The sequence below is a fragment of the Citrobacter sp. CFNIH10 genome (genome assembly GCF_002934585.1).
Lineage (GTDB): Bacteria > Pseudomonadota > Gammaproteobacteria > Enterobacterales > Enterobacteriaceae > Citrobacter_A > Citrobacter_A amalonaticus.
The window spans coordinates 3,283,841-3,298,941 of record NZ_CP026216.1 but is presented as its reverse complement, the minus strand read 5'-3'; the positions used below and the strand labels follow the sequence as shown (position 1 = coordinate 3,298,941).

Annotated in this window: 16 protein-coding genes, 1 tRNA gene and 2 pseudogenes; 13 read left to right on the top strand and 6 right to left on the bottom strand. The window is 52.7% G+C overall.

Features of this window, described 5'->3' with window-relative positions:
* Position 1: 1 nt before the first annotated feature.
* Positions 2–229 (bottom strand): annotated as a pseudogene (locus C2U53_RS30615) (prophage tail fiber N-terminal domain-containing protein); the annotation flags it as partial.
* Here C2U53_RS30615 and C2U53_RS30125 point away from each other — a divergent pair.
* The 5 genes and pseudogenes from C2U53_RS30125 to C2U53_RS19540 form a co-directional block, all read left to right on the top strand.
* Positions 220–1,911 (top strand): annotated as a pseudogene (locus C2U53_RS30125) (hypothetical protein); the annotation flags it as partial. The pseudogenes C2U53_RS30615 and C2U53_RS30125 sit on opposite strands and share 10 nt — an antisense overlap.
* Entirely contained in the window at positions 1,911–2,465 is a 555-nt protein-coding gene (locus C2U53_RS19560) for a siphovirus Gp157 family protein (RefSeq protein WP_090050588.1), read from the top strand. The pseudogene C2U53_RS30125 and the gene C2U53_RS19560, both read left to right, overlap by 1 nt.
* Before the next feature lies 1 nt (position 2,466).
* Complete coding sequence (locus C2U53_RS19555) at positions 2,467–2,649, top strand: hypothetical protein (protein ID WP_044265724.1); 183 nt, start codon at positions 2,467–2,469, stop codon at positions 2,647–2,649.
* Positions 2,650–2,861: 212 nt separating this feature from the next.
* Positions 2,862–3,086 (top strand): DUF4224 domain-containing protein, encoded by a 225-nt coding sequence (locus C2U53_RS19545; RefSeq protein WP_001643772.1) that lies wholly within the window; start codon positions 2,862–2,864, stop codon positions 3,084–3,086.
* Positions 3,087–4,106, top strand: coding sequence for a tyrosine-type recombinase/integrase (locus C2U53_RS19540; protein WP_090050589.1), 1,020 nt, complete (start codon positions 3,087–3,089; stop codon positions 4,104–4,106).
* Positions 4,107–4,211: 105 nt separating this feature from the next.
* Here the strand turns inward: C2U53_RS19540 and C2U53_RS19535 are convergent.
* Positions 4,212–4,299: transfer RNA gene (locus C2U53_RS19535), tRNA-Ser, on the bottom strand.
* 274 nt (positions 4,300–4,573) lie between these two features.
* Here C2U53_RS19535 and yccA point away from each other — a divergent pair.
* Together yccA and tusE are read left to right on the top strand one after the other, a co-directional pair.
* The gene (gene yccA / locus C2U53_RS19530) at positions 4,574–5,233 is read left to right on the top strand and encodes an FtsH protease modulator YccA (protein ID WP_012905355.1); all 660 of its coding nucleotides are present in this window, start codon (positions 4,574–4,576) and stop codon (positions 5,231–5,233) included.
* Between the two features lie 250 nt (positions 5,234–5,483).
* A complete protein-coding gene (gene tusE, locus C2U53_RS19525) occupies positions 5,484–5,813 on the top strand; it encodes a sulfurtransferase TusE (protein WP_043001148.1) in 330 nt (109 codons plus the stop codon).
* Here tusE and yccX read toward each other — a convergent pair.
* Positions 5,810–6,091 carry an acylphosphatase gene (yccX, locus tag C2U53_RS19520; protein ID WP_043001149.1) on the bottom strand — a complete coding sequence of 94 codons (282 nt, stop codon included), beginning with the start codon at positions 6,089–6,091 and terminating at the stop codon, positions 5,810–5,812. The two genes, tusE and yccX, sit on opposite strands and share 4 nt — an antisense overlap.
* Before the next feature lie 94 nt (positions 6,092–6,185).
* Between yccX and rlmI the strand changes: the two genes are divergently transcribed.
* On the top strand, positions 6,186–7,376 hold the full coding sequence (rlmI, locus tag C2U53_RS19515) for a 23S rRNA (cytosine(1962)-C(5))-methyltransferase RlmI (protein ID WP_104446323.1): 1,191 nt from the start codon (positions 6,186–6,188) through the stop codon (positions 7,374–7,376).
* A gap of 57 nt (positions 7,377–7,433) precedes the next feature.
* Positions 7,434–7,751, top strand: coding sequence for a heat shock protein HspQ (hspQ, locus tag C2U53_RS19510; protein WP_042319966.1), 318 nt, complete (start codon positions 7,434–7,436; stop codon positions 7,749–7,751).
* Positions 7,752–7,819: 68 nt separating this feature from the next.
* Here hspQ and C2U53_RS19505 read toward each other — a convergent pair whose 3' ends face one another.
* The gene (locus tag C2U53_RS19505) at positions 7,820–8,233 is read right to left on the bottom strand and encodes a CoA-binding protein (protein ID WP_044256299.1); all 414 of its coding nucleotides are present in this window, start codon (positions 8,231–8,233) and stop codon (positions 7,820–7,822) included.
* A gap of 172 nt (positions 8,234–8,405) precedes the next feature.
* Between C2U53_RS19505 and C2U53_RS19500 the strand changes: the two genes are divergently transcribed.
* Both C2U53_RS19500 and mgsA read left to right on the top strand, forming a co-directional pair.
* On the top strand, positions 8,406–9,068 hold the full coding sequence (locus C2U53_RS19500) for a DUF2057 family protein (protein ID WP_043001152.1): 663 nt from the start codon (positions 8,406–8,408) through the stop codon (positions 9,066–9,068).
* Positions 9,069–9,160: 92 nt separating this feature from the next.
* Entirely contained in the window at positions 9,161–9,619 is a 459-nt protein-coding gene (mgsA, locus tag C2U53_RS19495; protein ID WP_044256300.1) for a methylglyoxal synthase, read from the top strand.
* Between the two features lie 31 nt (positions 9,620–9,650).
* On the opposite strand, the gene helD is transcribed toward mgsA, so the two are convergent.
* Positions 9,651–11,705 (bottom strand): DNA helicase IV, encoded by a 2,055-nt coding sequence (gene helD / locus C2U53_RS19490; protein WP_104446322.1) that lies wholly within the window; start codon positions 11,703–11,705, stop codon positions 9,651–9,653.
* 123 nt (positions 11,706–11,828) lie between these two features.
* Between helD and C2U53_RS19485 the strand changes: the two genes are divergently transcribed.
* Together C2U53_RS19485 and yccS are read left to right on the top strand one after the other, a co-directional pair.
* Positions 11,829–12,287 carry a YccF domain-containing protein gene (locus C2U53_RS19485; protein WP_043001155.1) on the top strand — a complete coding sequence of 153 codons (459 nt, stop codon included), beginning with the start codon at positions 11,829–11,831 and terminating at the stop codon, positions 12,285–12,287.
* 6 nt (positions 12,288–12,293) lie between these two features.
* Complete coding sequence (gene yccS, locus C2U53_RS19480; protein ID WP_043001156.1) at positions 12,294–14,456, top strand: YccS family putative transporter; 2,163 nt, start codon at positions 12,294–12,296, stop codon at positions 14,454–14,456.
* Here the strand turns inward: yccS and C2U53_RS19475 are convergent.
* The gene (locus C2U53_RS19475) at positions 14,410–15,039 is read right to left on the bottom strand and encodes a TfoX/Sxy family DNA transformation protein (RefSeq protein WP_043001157.1); all 630 of its coding nucleotides are present in this window, start codon (positions 15,037–15,039) and stop codon (positions 14,410–14,412) included. The two genes, yccS and C2U53_RS19475, sit on opposite strands and share 47 nt — an antisense overlap.
* Between the last annotated feature and the right edge of the window lie 62 nt (positions 15,040–15,101).

The following is a 15,101-nucleotide window of genomic DNA, read 5'->3' as shown; positions in this document are numbered from 1 at the left end:
CCGCTGCGGCTTTTGCACTGGCACTGGCGAAACGTGCAGACTGCTCAGACTGCGTTGTGTTCATGCTGACGTCTGCGGCCAGCCGGCTGACCTCATCAACCATGGCCTCAAACCGTTTCAGCGCTTCAGGCCGGACATCGTTTTCTGTCGCGGTGCCAAGGAAATCATTCAGGGTGCCGGCGACTGAGTCTTCCCACACTTCGATGTCACCGGCAGACGACGGCGGATAAGGCAGCAATTTCACAGTTCATTAAACGCTGGATGGAAAATCCTCGTAAGCGTGAAGAAATGCTGCCGGAAAATACCGCATTGGATAATGATGGTGTCAACAATGACAGTAACAAAGTAGCACCACAGCGCGGATATAAGCATTCTTATGCCACACTGGATCAGGAGATTGCCCTCGCCCTTCTCCCGATTAATTTCACAGAAACAGTATCAGTTCGTGCGCTACGAGCTGCTGAACACATCATTGAAGAAGACCGAGAAGATTTCAAACGCTGGTCAGCGGCACTACGTACGACAGAGCAGATCCTGAAGTATGACCGCCCTAGTGTTTTTGGCGTTATTCAGAATGCACCTGCTAAAGATACATACCATTTCCCTGAGTCACTGCGGCGCCATATTGATTCCTGGCTGGCTGAAAATGGTCAGTTCGAGTGTGCTGGTACTGATGCGGAGAGAACCGGCAAACTGCTTGCGGCAGAGCGCGGCGAGTACGTCGAAGGTATCAGCGATCCTAACGATCCTAAATGGGTTAAAACAGATTCCCAACCTCAGGTATCAAACCTCGGCAATGGAATGTTCTCTGTTGATAATCTGATGCCTGAAACCGCCTCAATTGAAGGTGAAAAAACGGAAGTGACCGCACAAGGAACTGTTACAGAAGACCAGGCAACGCAGGCCCGTGAAACGTTGAATAGCATGGGTTACGGAGTTTATGCAACGAACCATGACGAAACTGACCAGCAGGAAGAAAAGCTGAGCGATAAAGTAAAAACTCTCGTTCAGGATGCGGATCAACTAGTCGAGCGCGTTAAACGTGAAGAGCAGCTCCCGCAGGCAACTGAACTGGTTCAGAGCATCAACCAAATGCAGTCTACTGAACGCGACAACCTGGAATTGTGGAAAGAGGTCTTCAAAACAGATGAGCGTTTTACTACTGCGCTCTCTGTGAATGGCGGCGGAACCTCAATTAATGGCACCTACATGACCATGATCGCTACCCGCGAATTCGGTCCGAAAGGTATCGGCTGGGGTGTCGATATTCTGGAAGAACGCTTTGACGATGGCGCACCAATTACTCGCACAGTCAAAGGCACCGACGGTAACAACACGTGGGAACTTATCCCCAACGGGGTCGGCGGCGTCCTGACAGAGAAACATCACGTTATCAAAATCAGACTTTGGTACACCCGCAATGGTGTACGCGGTGAGGAGATTTCTTTCGGGTGTACCCCATATATTTACGGCAGCAAATACGACCCTATTTGCGATGGTGAAGCGACAAAAAAATCACTGACTGACGCAACCAAAAAAGCGCTGTCTGCGCTTGGTTTCTGCGCTGATATTTTCATGGGCCTGTACGATAACCCGGAATATCGCCAGAAAAACAAAGCAGAATTCGCGCTCAAAAACGCCAGCGAAAACGCCGAGGATGCCGCCCGCGTACGTCAGGAACTGGACGACAAACTGACCCGAGTCGCTAACACCATTGCATCTGCTGTATCAGAGCACGAGATCAACAAGGTCTATTCTTCGATTGCTCGCGAAGCGGAGGTTCATCGCAAGGATGCAGAGGCGAAAGGTGACACACAGCATGCCCGTTACTTAGGTGGGCGTCTGCGTCGCCTGACAACTATCAAAGATGGACGTATCGCCGAACTGAAAAAAGTACAGGAGAAAGCATAATGACTACTGCTATCGCGTTAGCTGCCGACTATACCAACCTTCTGCAATTGCTGGAAAGCTCTGATGAACTGACTCCAGAAATGATCGCCGATACTCTGGAAGGCATTGAAGGAGAACTGGCGGATAAGCTGGATGCCATCATGGTAATAGCCCGCAATAATCTCGGACATGCCAAAACCTGTGATGAGGAAATGAAGCGCCTGGCAGAGCGCAAAAAGTCTTTCGAAAATAAAGATAAAACGCTCAGGAAATATATTCTGTCGTGCCTTATGGCCGCGAATCTGGATAAGCTCAAGACACCTAAAAACACTTTCACTGCCCGTAAAGGAAGCATCAGCGTTGTGATCGATAACGAAAAGCTATTGCCTGATGATCTGGTAACTGTTCAGACGATTATCGCCCCGGACAAAAAAGCCATCAAAGAGGCAATCGAGGCTGCGGAAGCTGCCGCAGCTCAAATCACCGCTGATGGCGGTGAAGTACCTGCCGAACTGTTAAACCCGGTACCGGGCGCCCATCTTGAGATCGGCGAACGTTCATTGCAGGTGCGCTGATATGCTGAAACTATCCCTCAAACGTGGCGATGCGGTACATGTCGTTTTCCCTGACGGTAGTAACGGCATTATTGAAGCCCGCAGCCGTTGTGAACTAGGTATGCATCTGCCGAAAAACGTGAAGGTTACGCGTGAAAAAGGCGCATTCCTCCCTGCAAACCTGATTAAGCGTAATCAGAAATAAAACCCCGCTACCGCTAGCATTGCGGCCTCACTATTCACAGGAGGTCGCAATGCTGCGATGGCAACCCGGAGCTACTCTGCTCACAGATTTCGATATAAAGATTGGCCGGTTATCGGCAAGCGTACGAAAGAAGACACTGACCCAGTCCGACATCGAACGCGCCTGCAGTGATGCTGACGACGCTGTGTACCGGATGATGAGGAAAGACCAACATGACCAGAGAAAACGATCTGCTAACAGACGCTGAACTGATTGAGTTTACCGGCTATCAGAAACCATCCAAACAACGGGAAATACTGGACCGTGGCGGCGTTTCGTACATTCCCGACCGGGAAGGGCGCCCGATGGTTACCTGGACACATATCAATGCTGTACTGAACGGACAGATCACCGTGCAGACCAGTACAGAAGAGAAACCCGATTTTGGAGCTATTTAAATGGGGCGCAGAAGAAAGGATCCGGGTGATAACAAGCTCCCCCCGCGCGTATCAAAAACCAGAACGCGTTACTACTACAAACCCACCTCGCGGGAAACCGTGACGCTTGGGCCAATCACCCTCACCATGTCAGCGTTATGGAAACGGTATGAGGAAGAGCGACGAAATTATTCAGATGTGATGACGTTCGAAAAGCTCTGGAAGATGTTTCTTAAAAGCGCCTACTACACCGAGCTTGCAATACGAACCCAGCGGGATTACCTGCAACATCAGAAAAAACTACTTGCCGTATTCGGTAAAGTTAAAGCTGACTTAATCAAACCGGAAGACGTTCGTCAGTTTATGGATCGTCGTGGCCTGCAAAGTAAAAATCAGGCCAATCAGGAAATGAGCAGTATGTCGCGTGTTTACCGTTGGGGATATGAGCGTGGTTACGTTAAGGGAAATCCGTGCACCGGCGTCAGTAAATTTTCTCTCAAGGCTCGCGAGCAATACATCACCGACGAAGACTACCTGGCGATTTATAAACATGCAGATCACGTCGTCAGGGCAGCAATGGAAATATCGTACCTGTGCGCAGCCCGGCAAGCTGATGTACTCGCTCTGCGCTGGATGCAGATATCTGACAAGGGGATTTTTATCCAGCAGGGTAAGACAGGGAAAAAGCAAATTAAGGTGTGGACGCCCCGCCTTCGGCAAGCTCTGGAAACGGCACAGACAGAATGCCCGAGGCTCTCACCTGACGCACTGGTCATCTATAACAACGATCGTGGTCAGTTCATCCGCAAGACATTCAATAATCGCTGGCTAAAGGCCGTACGTGCCGCACAAAGCGAACTGGGCCGGCAACTGGATTACACGTTTCACGATATCAAGGCAAAAGCCATTTCTGATTTTGAGGGGAGTAGCAGGGATAAGCAGATTTTTAGCGGTCACAAAACAGAAAGTCAGGTGCTTATCTACGACAGAAAGGTGCAAATCAGCCCGACGCTGGATCGTCCGGTTATTGGGGAAAAGTGAATTTTTATGCTTATGGAGGGATGGGATATTCTCCGGGAATATTCTTTTTTTATTCTTCGCCTCAAAAACAAAGGGGCTAGCTTATTGCTAACCCCTTGTTTAATCTGGCGGAAGCGCAGAGATTCGAACTCTGGAACCCTTTCGGGTCGCCGGTTTTCAAGACCGGTGCCTTCAACCGCTCGGCCACACTTCCGGAATGAGGCGCACTATAAACATCCCGATGCGCCGTGTAAAGCCCGAATGTGTTCGTTTGCCTGAAAAACAGTCAAAATGTTGTTAATAGCCTGAAATAACAACAGATTGACCATTTATTCAGCACAATACTCATGCTTTATCAGCTATTCACTGTCATCCACGATGAAACCTGATTTAGATCAAATGAGTAAAGATGGGTAAAAGCGCTGTGTCGTCGTCTGTGTTTTCATTATCCTCCATCATTAATTACATCTGTCATAAGAGAGTGACTCATGGATCGTATTGTTAGTTCATCACATGACCGTACATCGCTACTTAGCACGCACAAAGTACTGCGTAATACCTATTTTCTGCTGAGCCTGACGCTGGCATTTTCGGCGATCACCGCCACCGCCAGCACCGTGCTGATGCTGCCTTCTCCGGGTCTGATTCTGACGCTGGTGGGGATGTACGGGCTGATGTTCCTGACCTATAAAACGGCGAACAAGCCAAGCGGTATTATTTCCGCGTTTGCCTTCACTGGTTTCCTCGGTTATATCCTTGGGCCGATTCTGAACGCTTACCTGTCCGCTGGAATGGGCGACGTGATCGGTATGGCGCTGGGCGGCACCGCGCTGGTGTTTTTCTGCTGCTCTGCCTACGTGCTGACCACCCGCAAAGACATGTCCTTCCTCGGCGGCATGCTGATGGCCGGTATTGTGGTGGTACTGATTGGTATGGTTGCTAACATCTTCCTGCAACTGCCAGCGCTGCACCTGGCGATCAGCGCGGTGTTTATCCTGATTTCTTCAGGCGCAATCCTGTTTGAAACCAGCAACATCATCCGTGGCGGTGAAACCAACTATATCCGCGCAACGGTTAGCCTCTACGTTTCGCTGTACAACATCTTTGTCAGCCTGCTCAGCATTTTGGGCTTCGCCAGCCGCGATTAACGGCAATCAGGCATGACACCCGGCCCCGCTTATGCGGGGCTGAGACTACTGACAAAGAAGGAAAAAACGTGGTTTTTCCTTCTTTGTGGTTATCAGCCGAAAATCAATGAATTGATTTTCCAGGTTTTTAATGAGGTGATCTCTGCTTGTCCGGTATTGTGATGAGGCCTGTCATCCCTCACGGCCCCGCTTATGCGGGGCTTTGTATTTTGGTAAACTGCCGCCAGGTTGTCTAACGCAGTGAAGAATTATGTTGATCTTTGAAGGTAAAGAAATCGCTACCGACGCCGACGGCTATCTGAAAGATAGCGCGCAGTGGAGCGAGCCGATGGCGGTGGTCATTGCTGAAAACGAGGGAATTATCCTCTCCCCGGAACACTGGGAAGTGGTGCGTTTTGTGCGCGACTTTTATCTGGAGTTTAATACCTCGCCTGCGATTCGTATGTTAGTCAAAGCGATGGCGAATAAGTTTGGCGAGGAGAAAGGCAACAGCCGTTATCTGTATCGTCTGTTTCCAAAAGGCCCGGCAAAACAGGCCACTAAAATTGCTGGCCTGCCAAAACCGGTGAAGTGTATTTAATAACGAATACTAAAACCGGTAAACGCCTCTCGAGGACGGTGCGGCTCACTCAGGACTCTGTCTACCCGGGCAGAACGCGGGCCGCCGTCCTTGAGCCATTTCAGTAATTTGTCGACCTGCTCCGCTTCGCCGCTGGCAACAACCTCCACGCTGCCATCATCCCTGTTCCTGGCGTAACCGGTTAAGCTCAGACGCCGTGCCTCCTGCTGCGTGGTATAACGAAATCCCACGCCCTGAACCCGGCCATAAACCCACGCGATAATGCAGACTCTCGACATTGTTATTCTCCTTCACATCCTCGGGCGCGTTGCAAATCCGGGTAAAACTCAGGACAATGGCGCCCATTTCTTTGATTCGACAGAACCGTTAATTATGAGTGTACGTTTAGTGTTAGCCAAAGGGCGCGAAAAATCATTACTTCGCCGCCATCCGTGGGTCTTTTCTGGTGCCGTTGCCCGTATGGAAGGTAAAGCCAACCTCGGTGAAACCATCGACATTGTTGACCATCAGGGTAAATGGTTAGCCCGTGGCGCCTTTTCCCCGGCGTCGCAAATCCGCGCACGCGTCTGGACCTTCGACAAGAACGAGTCTGTCGATATCGCCTTCTTCACCCGCCGTCTGCAACAGGCGCAGCAATGGCGCGACTGGCTGGCGAAAAAAGATGGTCTGGACAGCTATCGTTTGATCGCCGGAGAATCCGACGGCTTGCCGGGCATAACCATCGACCGCTTCGGTCATTTCCTGGTGCTGCAACTGCTCAGCGCTGGCGCGGAATATCAGCGTGCCGCATTGATTAGCGCGCTGCAAGCGCTCTACCCGGAATGTGCGATTTATGACCGTAGCGATGTCGCGGTACGTAAAAAAGAGGGGATGGAGCTGACGCAAGGCCCGGTCACCGGTGAGATCCCCCCTGCACTGCTGCCAATTGAAGAGCACGGTATGAAGCTGCTGGTGGATATTCAGGGCGGTCACAAAACCGGTTATTACCTCGATCAGCGTGACAGCCGTCTGGCGACGCGCCGTTATGTCGAAAACCAGCGGGTGCTCAATTGTTTCTCCTACACCGGAGGTTTTGCTGTTTCTGCACTGATGGGCGGTTGCCGTCAGGTGATCAGCGTCGATACCTCCCAGGAAGCGCTGGATATTGCGAAACAGAACGTTGAACTCAACAAACTCGGTCTCAGCAAGGCAGAATTTGTCCGTGACGATGTCTTTAAACTGTTACGAACCTATCGCGATCGTGGCGAAAAGTTTGATGTCATCGTGATGGATCCGCCGAAGTTTGTCGAAAACAAAAGCCAGTTGATGGGGGCATGTCGGGGTTACAAGGATATCAACATGCTGGCGATCCAGTTGCTGAATCCGGGCGGCGTGCTGTTGACGTTCTCCTGTTCCGGCCTGATGACAACAGATTTATTTCAGAAAATCATCTCCGATGCCGCAATTGATGCAGGGCGTGATGTACAATTTATAGAGCAGTTCCGTCAGGCCGCCGATCATCCCGTGATCGCTACCTACCCGGAAGGGCTGTATCTGAAAGGGTTTGCCTGTCGCGTCATGTAACTTGAAAAGTGGAATTTTACCCTCATATCGAGAGTAATGATTTCCCGGGAGGTGACTATGATTGCCAGCAAATTCGGTATCGGCCAGCAGGTCCGCCATTCCCTGTTAGGATATCTCGGAGTGGTCGTGGATATCGACCCGGTCTATTCGCTTGCAGAGCCGTCACCTGATGAGTTGGCGGTCAACGACGAGCTTCGCGCCGCTCCGTGGTATCACGTGGTGATGGAAGATGATGACGGTCGTCCAGTGCATACCTATCTTGCCGAAGCGCAGCTAAGCAGCGAAACGCAGGACGAGCATCCTGAACAGCCTTCGATGGATGAGCTTGCTCAGACCATTCGTAAACAGTTGCAGGCCCCTCGCCTGCGTAACTGATCCTTACCAGGGCCCGATGGCGCATTGCTTCTCGGGCCTGTCTTCTTTCGGCCGCCAGACTCGTCGACTTACTTCGTTAACCCCAGTCGTGGGATCTCAATCGCCGGGCAGCGATCCATCACCACCATCAATCCCGCTTCGCGCGCCAGCACCGCAGCCTGCTCATTAATCACGCCCAATTGCATCCACAGCGTTTTCGCGCCAATCGCAATCGCTTCCTGAGCGACGCCCCATGCCGCTTCTGAATTACGGAACACATCCACCATATCCACTTTTTCCGGCACGTCCGCCAGCGTCGCGTAGCCCTTCTGCCCTAACAAGGTTTTACCGGCAACCTTCGGGGAAACCGGAATCACGTGATAGCCCTGATCGAGTAAATACTTCATCACGCGGTAGCTTGGACGGTCAGGCTTATCGCTTGCGCCAACCAATGCAATGGTTCGGGTCGAGGTTAAAATGCCAGCAATATCGGTCTCTTTCATCATCATTCTCCAGGCTGTTTTGCAAAGTGTACGACAATCCTGACAACCCAACCATGCGTCCCACCCGTAAGTATGAGAGCAAAACGCCAAAATATGTCTATATGTTAGTAAACATGATTATCGAAAAATTTTGATACATTCTTACCCGGCGGTCCTTGGACAGGAGAACCCTATGAAAACCGGCACTGTGACCCTGATGATAGCCCTCTGCTTGCCGGTCACGGTTTTCGCTACCACTCTTCGTCTTTCAACCGACATTGACCTGCTGGTACTGGACGGCAAAAAAGTCTCCAGTTCACTCCTGCGCGGCGCGGACAGCATTGAGCTCGATAATGGGCCCCATCAACTTGTTTTTCGGGTTGAGAAGACAATCCGCCTCCCCAGCCATGCAGAACAGCTCTACATTTCCCCGCCGCTGGTGATCAGTTTTGACACTCAGCGCGTGGAGCAGGTTAATTTTCACCTTCCGCGCCTGGAAAGCGACCGCGACGCCAGCCATTTTGACGTGGCGCCACGGCTGGAATTACTGGATGGCAATGCGATGCCGATCCCGGTACAACTGGATATCCTCGCCATTACCTCAAAAACTAAAGCCATTGATTTTGAGGCAGAAACGGAGCGCTACAATAAATCGGCAAAACGTGCTTCCTTACCCCAGTTCGCGACGATGATGGCCGACGACAGCACTCTGCTTTCGGGGGTCTCAGAACTGGATACCATCCCGCCGCAATCTCAGACGCTCACAGAACAGCGTCTGAAATACTGGTTTCGCCAGGCGGACCCGCAAACGCGTAATAGCTTTCTGCAATGGGCGGAGAAACAGCCCTCGTCCTGATGTTTTGTTCCGTCCGGCTTTTTTTTCGTCTTTCTCTTGCAGCATCAGGCACATTCAGTACTCTGTAGCAAAACCCACAATGGAACTGAATGATGGAACTGACGACTCGCACTTTGCCGGCGCGTAAGCACATTGCGCTGGTTGCACACGATCACTGCAAAAAGATGTTGATGAGCTGGGTAGAACGCCACCAGCCGTTGCTGGAAAAACATGTGCTCTACGCCACCGGGACGACCGGAAATCTTATTCAACGCGCGACGGGTATGGACGTTAACGCCATGCTGAGCGGTCCGATGGGCGGCGATCAGCAGGTTGGCGCGTTGATTTCTGAAGGGAAAATTGATGTGCTGATTTTCTTCTGGGATCCGCTTAACGCGGTTCCGCACGATCCGGATGTGAAAGCGTTGCTGCGCCTGGCGACCGTCTGGAATATCCCTGTCGCCACCAACGTCGCCACGGCGGATTTCATTATCCAGTCGCCACACTTCAATGATGCCGTTGACGTGCTCATTCCGGACTATCCGCGTTATCTGGCTGAACGCCTCAAGTAATCCCGCGCAGGCGACGGGCGTCGCCTGTTGCTTACGGTTTTCTTACCACCGGCACGTCCAGGTCTTTGAGATCCTCCACGAAGCGTGAGGGGGTCGCTTTGTTGTACAGCAGCCAGACCCGATGGCGGGCGCGGGTCAGGGCAACGTAAAGCAACCGCCGCTCTTCCGCATCCGGAAAATCTTCCACGACCGGCAGCAACGCCTCTTCCATGATGGATTCACGCGCCGGTGCCGGGAAACCATCGCTCCCTTCCTGTAGCCCGACAATGATAACGTAATCCGCCTGTTGCCCCTTGCTGGCGTGGATGGTCATGAAATCAAGTTGCAGCTTAGGCCAACGGGTTGCCGCCTTTTCGAGACTGGCCGGTTTCAGATGGTGATAACGCGCCAGCACCAGAATCCGCTCGTCGGCTTTCGCATAACCGGAAAGCTTATCCAACAACGCATCAAGCTGCGTGTCATCCAGCAACGTAACGGCTTTCTTATCTCCCGTCGTCAGACTATTAAGCGGTTTCTTGAGCTGATGTGGGTTCTGCTGAATAAAGCGGTTAGCGATTTCGCCAATGCGGTTGTTGAAACGGTAGGTGGTGTCGAGATCGCAACGGTCACCGTCGCCGAAGGTCTGATGAAACGCAGTCGTTAAGGAAAGCTGCGCACCGCTAAAACGGTAAATAGCCTGCCAGTCATCCCCGACGGCGAACAACGTGGTATGGCTATTTTGCTTACGCAATGCAGCCAGCAGCGCGGCACGCTGCGGGGAGATATCCTGAAATTCATCCACCAGAATATGCTTCCACGGACTGACAAAACGCCCTTTTTCCAGAATCACAATGGCCTGATGAATCAGACCTGAAAAATCGACGGCGTTTTCCGCTTTCAGCGCACTTTTCCAGGCTTTCAGCAATGGCGCCATCAGCTTCACACGCTTTCCAAACAGAGCCCGAATCTCCTCCGGTGCGCTGGCAATCATCTCCGCCTGGGCTCCGCCATGCATGCGCATCAGGCTCACCCAGCGATCCAGACGCGAGGCAAGACGCCGCTGTAGTTTTTCATCGTCCCAGAAATTGCCTTCCGGCACCGTCCACGCCATCTCCTCTTCCAGCCACTGTCGCCAGCCCTTCGCCTGCGCTTTTTTCTCGCTGCATTGTTGACGCCAGGTGCTGATGAATAGTTTATTTCGCGCGGCGGTGTCATTTTCAAGCTTACTGATGGTCGGTACTTTTTTGCTGCCCTGTTGAATGATATGCAGCGCCAGGGCATGGAACGTCCGCGCCGTTATCTCCTCGGTATGAAGCCGCTCACGAATACGCTCATCCATCTCCTGCGCCGCTTTGCGACCAAAAGCCAGTAGCAGGATCTGTTCTGCGGCCGCTTCGCCCCGCGCCAACAGCCAACCCGCCCGCGCCACCAGCACGGATGTTTTACCGCTACCGGCCCCAGCCAGCACCAGCAAAGAATGTTCGCCATTGACGACCGCTCTGGCCTGAGCCGGATTGAGCGGTGACGATTCCACCTGCTGGAAAAAATCGGCGTATTCCGTCAACATCGTTTCGGTATACGCCTGGTTATGCTGCAGGCGACATGCCTCGATATCTTTCAGCCACGCCTGGCACTGTCGCAGCGCATCGCGACAGTTATCAAACTCTTCCAGCCGATTAACCGGTAACGGCAGCGCAGCAAACGCCCGCAGGATCTGTTGCTGTAATCCCGTCGTCTGCTCGCGCGTCAGCCAGGCATTTTGCCCGGTTCGGGCTGCAATCAAATCCAGTTGCTCCTGCAGTACGCCAGCCGCAACTTCACTCATCTCCTGGCTCCACTGCTGCCAGCGGCTATTCAGATGGTGATGGAAGCGCTGAGTTTCTGCCCACTCGGTGCCATGCAGTCGCACCACTTTTTCGTCCGGCAGCACAAATTCCAGCTCACCCCACACCAGCCCGCGCTTACAATGAATCGCCAGTAACTGATTGAAGGGAATGAGATATTCATGGCGATCGCCCGATACCTTAATGCCGGCATTAAGGATCACCGCCCGATCATACGGGTGTTGCGCCAGACGTTTACCAATAGACGTTGCTTTCAGTTCCATGACTCAGCCGATCCAGACAAAGCGTATTTCTTCTCAGTGTAACCGCCAGAGAATACGTGCTCCAGCCCAAAAAAACGTTACAATTGCCGGAAATCACAGAAAACCAGAATCAATCGAGGGTTTATGCGTACCGTTCTGAATATTTTGAATTTTGTGTTGGGGGGTTTTGCCACCACGCTGTCCTGGTTCCTGGCAACGCTGGTCAGTATAGTGCTGATCTTCACCCTGCCGCTCACCCGCTCATGCTGGGAAATCACCAGGTTGTCGCTGCTGCCTTACGGAAACGAAGCGGTTCATGTTGATGAACTGGATCCGGCGGGTAAAAGTGTGCTGATGAATACGGGCGGGACGCTGCTGAATATTTTCTGGCTGATCTTCTTCGGCTGGTGGCTGTGTCTGATGCACATCGCCGCAGGTATCACCCAGTGCATCACGATCATTGGTATTCCGGTTGGCATTGCGAACTTTAAGATAGCCGCGATTGCACTCTGGCCAGTGGGACGTCGGGTTGTCTCCGTAGAAGTCGCACGTGCAGCACGCGAAGCGAACGCCCGTCGCCGTTTTGAGTCATCAGGACGCTAAGTCAGTATGTTAAGTCCCCTGCTTCGCCGCTATACCTGGAACAGCACCTGGCTGTATTACGTGCGTATTTTTATCGCCCTCTGCGGAACAACAGCGCTGCCCTGGTGGTTGGGTGATGTCAAACTGACCATCCCCCTGACGCTGGGGATGGTGGCAGCGGCGCTGACCGATCTGGACGATCGTCTCGCGGGTCGTCTGCGCAACCTGATCATTACGCTAATCTGCTTTTTTATCGCCTCTGCGTCAGTCGAGCTACTGTTTCCTTACCCATGGCTGTTCGCCATCGGACTGACGCTCTCTACCAGCGGTTTTATCCTGCTCGGCGGTTTAGGGCAGCGTTATGCGACGATTGCCTTTGGCGCATTGCTGATCGCCATTTACACCATGCTTGGGGCGTCGTTGTACGCACAATGGTATCAGCAACCGCTTCTGCTGCTGGCGGGCGCTATCTGGTACAACGGGCTGACGCTTATCGGCCATTTGCTGTTCCCGATTCGTCCCTTGCAGGACAATCTGGCACGCAGCTATGAACAACTGGCGCACTATCTGGAGCTGAAGTCACGGCTTTTTGACCCGGATATTGAAAATGAAAGCCAGGCACCGCTTTATGACTTAGCGCTGGCCAACGGCCAACTGATGGCGACACTGAATCAGACGAAAGTGTCCCTGTTGACTCGCCTGCGCGGCGACCGGGGGCAGCGCGGCACGCGGCGAACTCTGCATTACTACTTTGTGGCGCAGGATATTCATGAGCGCGCCAGCTCCTCGCATATTCAATACCAGACGCTACGTGACCATTTCCGTCACAGCGACGTGATGTTCCGCTTTCAACGCCTGATGTCGATGCAGGGCCAGGCCTGTCTGCAACTGTCGCGCTGTATTTTGTTGCGCGTCCCCTATCAGCACGATCCGCATTTTGAACGCGCCTTCACGCATCTCGACGCCGCGCTTGAGCGAATGCGGGCAAACGGCGCCTCCGCCGATCTGCTGAAAACGCTGGGATTTTTACTGGCTAATTTGCGCGCCATCGATGCACAACTGGCAACAATTGAATCAGAACAGGCGCAGGCTATGCCGCGTAACGAATCGGAGAGCCAGCTCGCCGATGACAGTCCGCACGGGTTCAGCGATATCTGGCTGCGTCTGAGTCGTAACTTTACTCCCGAATCGGCGCTGTTTCGCCATGCGGTCAGGATGTCTCTGGTTCTGTGCGTCGGCTACGCGATCATTCAGATAACCGGTATGCATCACGGTTACTGGATCCTGCTGACCAGCCTGTTTGTTTGTCAGCCAAACTACAACGCCACGCGGCACCGCCTGGCGCTGAGGATTATCGGTACCCTGGTCGGGGTGGCGATTGGTATCCCGATTTTATGGTTTGTTCCGTCGCTGGAAGGTCAGCTTATTTTACTGGTGATCACCGGCGTTCTGTTCTTTGCCTTTCGCAACGTCCAGTATGCCCACGCCACTATGTTTATCACGCTGCTGGTTCTGCTGTGCTTCAACTTGCTCGGCGAAGGGTTTGAAGTCGCCCTCCCCAGGGTGATTGATACGCTCATCGGCTGCGCCATCGCCTGGGCGGCAGTGAGCTTTATCTGGCCGGACTGGCGTTTCCGAAACCTCCCGCGAGTGATGGAAAGAGCGACCGATGCAAACTGTCGCTATCTTGACGCCATCCTGGAGCAGTACCATCAGGGACGCGATAATCGACTGGCATATCGGATTGCCCGTCGCGATGCCCATAACCGCGATGCTGAGCTGGCCTCCGTGGTGTCGAATATGTCCAGCGAGCCCGACGTGACGGCACAAACACGTGAGGCCGCGTTCCGTTTGCTCTGCCTCAATCATACATTCACCAGTTATATTTCTGCTTTAGGTGCGCATCGTGAGCAACTCACCAACCCCGACGTGCTGGCTTTGCTGGACGATGCGGTCTGTTATGTTGATGATGCGCTACATCATCTCCCGGCCGACGAAGCGCGCGTGCAGCAAGCTCTCGCCGAACTGAAACAGCGCATTCAGCAGCTTGAGCCACGTCCGGACAGCAAAGAACCACTGGTGATTCAGCAGGTCGGTTTACTGGTGGCCCTGCTGCCGGAAATGGGGCGGCTACAGCGGCAAATCACTCACTCTTCTCCACCGACATCGGCACCGGTGAAAGCGACTTAACCCACAGAGCAAGCTCCTGGCGGCGTATCGCCGGGAGCGCCGCTTCATGGATACCATAAATAGCCCCTTCAAGATTAAACAGCACCTTGTCAGTGATGGATTTGTTCATTTGTCGCAGTCGCAACCAGCACATTTTAGCGCCCAGCATTCGCAGGGTGGCGACGTCGTAGATCCCCGCTTCATTCAGCAAACTCTCCAGATGAAAGGTCATATTGGGGAGATCCTTAAGCCGCTGCTGAGAACTGCGGGACAACTTCTCCTGCAACGCGGCATCCAGCGAAAACTTCGACAACTGGATCAACTGTTGCTGGTCGCGCCAAAGAGTGTCATCAACCTGATAATAATTAAGCATGACCGGACGCCCGCGTTTAAGAAACGTCAGCCAGACCGGGGAATGTTGCACGCAATACTGTACGCTTTGCTCACAGGCACGCAGATAGAGCTCCCCATTGGCAACCATCGCAAAGACGGTATTCCTGATTGTCAGACTGTAACTGCCAAACAGTGAGCGGAAGTGGATCGTCCCCAGAGAAGATAAATATTCCTGTGATTTATAGATCCTGTCATAGGAGTGAATTTTCATAAAATTCCCTTTTAAATCATAAACTAAAAGAATGATTTGCCGTCACGAATCCGTTAATGACG

Bases quoted from the DNA above. Each gene is read 5' to 3' on its own strand.
- C2U53_RS19560 (WP_090050588.1), top strand. From the start codon at position 1,911: ATGACTACTGCTATCGCGTTAGCTGCCGACTATACCAACCTTCTGCAA.
- C2U53_RS19555 (WP_044265724.1), top strand. From the start codon at position 2,467: ATGCTGAAACTATCCCTCAAACGTGGCGATGCGGTACATGTCGTTTTC.
- C2U53_RS19545 (WP_001643772.1), top strand. From the start codon at position 2,862: ATGACCAGAGAAAACGATCTGCTAACAGACGCTGAACTGATTGAGTTT.
- C2U53_RS19540 (WP_090050589.1), top strand. From the start codon at position 3,087: ATGGGGCGCAGAAGAAAGGATCCGGGTGATAACAAGCTCCCCCCGCGC.
- yccA (WP_012905355.1), top strand. From the start codon at position 4,574: ATGGATCGTATTGTTAGTTCATCACATGACCGTACATCGCTACTTAGC.
- tusE (WP_043001148.1), top strand. From the start codon at position 5,484: ATGTTGATCTTTGAAGGTAAAGAAATCGCTACCGACGCCGACGGCTAT.
- yccX (WP_043001149.1), bottom strand. From the start codon at position 6,091: ATGTCGAGAGTCTGCATTATCGCGTGGGTTTATGGCCGGGTTCAGGGC.
- rlmI (WP_104446323.1), top strand. From the start codon at position 6,186: ATGAGTGTACGTTTAGTGTTAGCCAAAGGGCGCGAAAAATCATTACTT.
- hspQ (WP_042319966.1), top strand. From the start codon at position 7,434: ATGATTGCCAGCAAATTCGGTATCGGCCAGCAGGTCCGCCATTCCCTG.
- C2U53_RS19505 (WP_044256299.1), bottom strand. From the start codon at position 8,233: ATGAAAGAGACCGATATTGCTGGCATTTTAACCTCGACCCGAACCATT.
- C2U53_RS19500 (WP_043001152.1), top strand. From the start codon at position 8,406: ATGAAAACCGGCACTGTGACCCTGATGATAGCCCTCTGCTTGCCGGTC.
- mgsA (WP_044256300.1), top strand. From the start codon at position 9,161: ATGGAACTGACGACTCGCACTTTGCCGGCGCGTAAGCACATTGCGCTG.
- helD (WP_104446322.1), bottom strand. From the start codon at position 11,705: ATGGAACTGAAAGCAACGTCTATTGGTAAACGTCTGGCGCAACACCCG.
- C2U53_RS19485 (WP_043001155.1), top strand. From the start codon at position 11,829: ATGCGTACCGTTCTGAATATTTTGAATTTTGTGTTGGGGGGTTTTGCC.
- yccS (WP_043001156.1), top strand. From the start codon at position 12,294: ATGTTAAGTCCCCTGCTTCGCCGCTATACCTGGAACAGCACCTGGCTG.
- C2U53_RS19475 (WP_043001157.1), bottom strand. From the start codon at position 15,039: ATGAAAATTCACTCCTATGACAGGATCTATAAATCACAGGAATATTTA.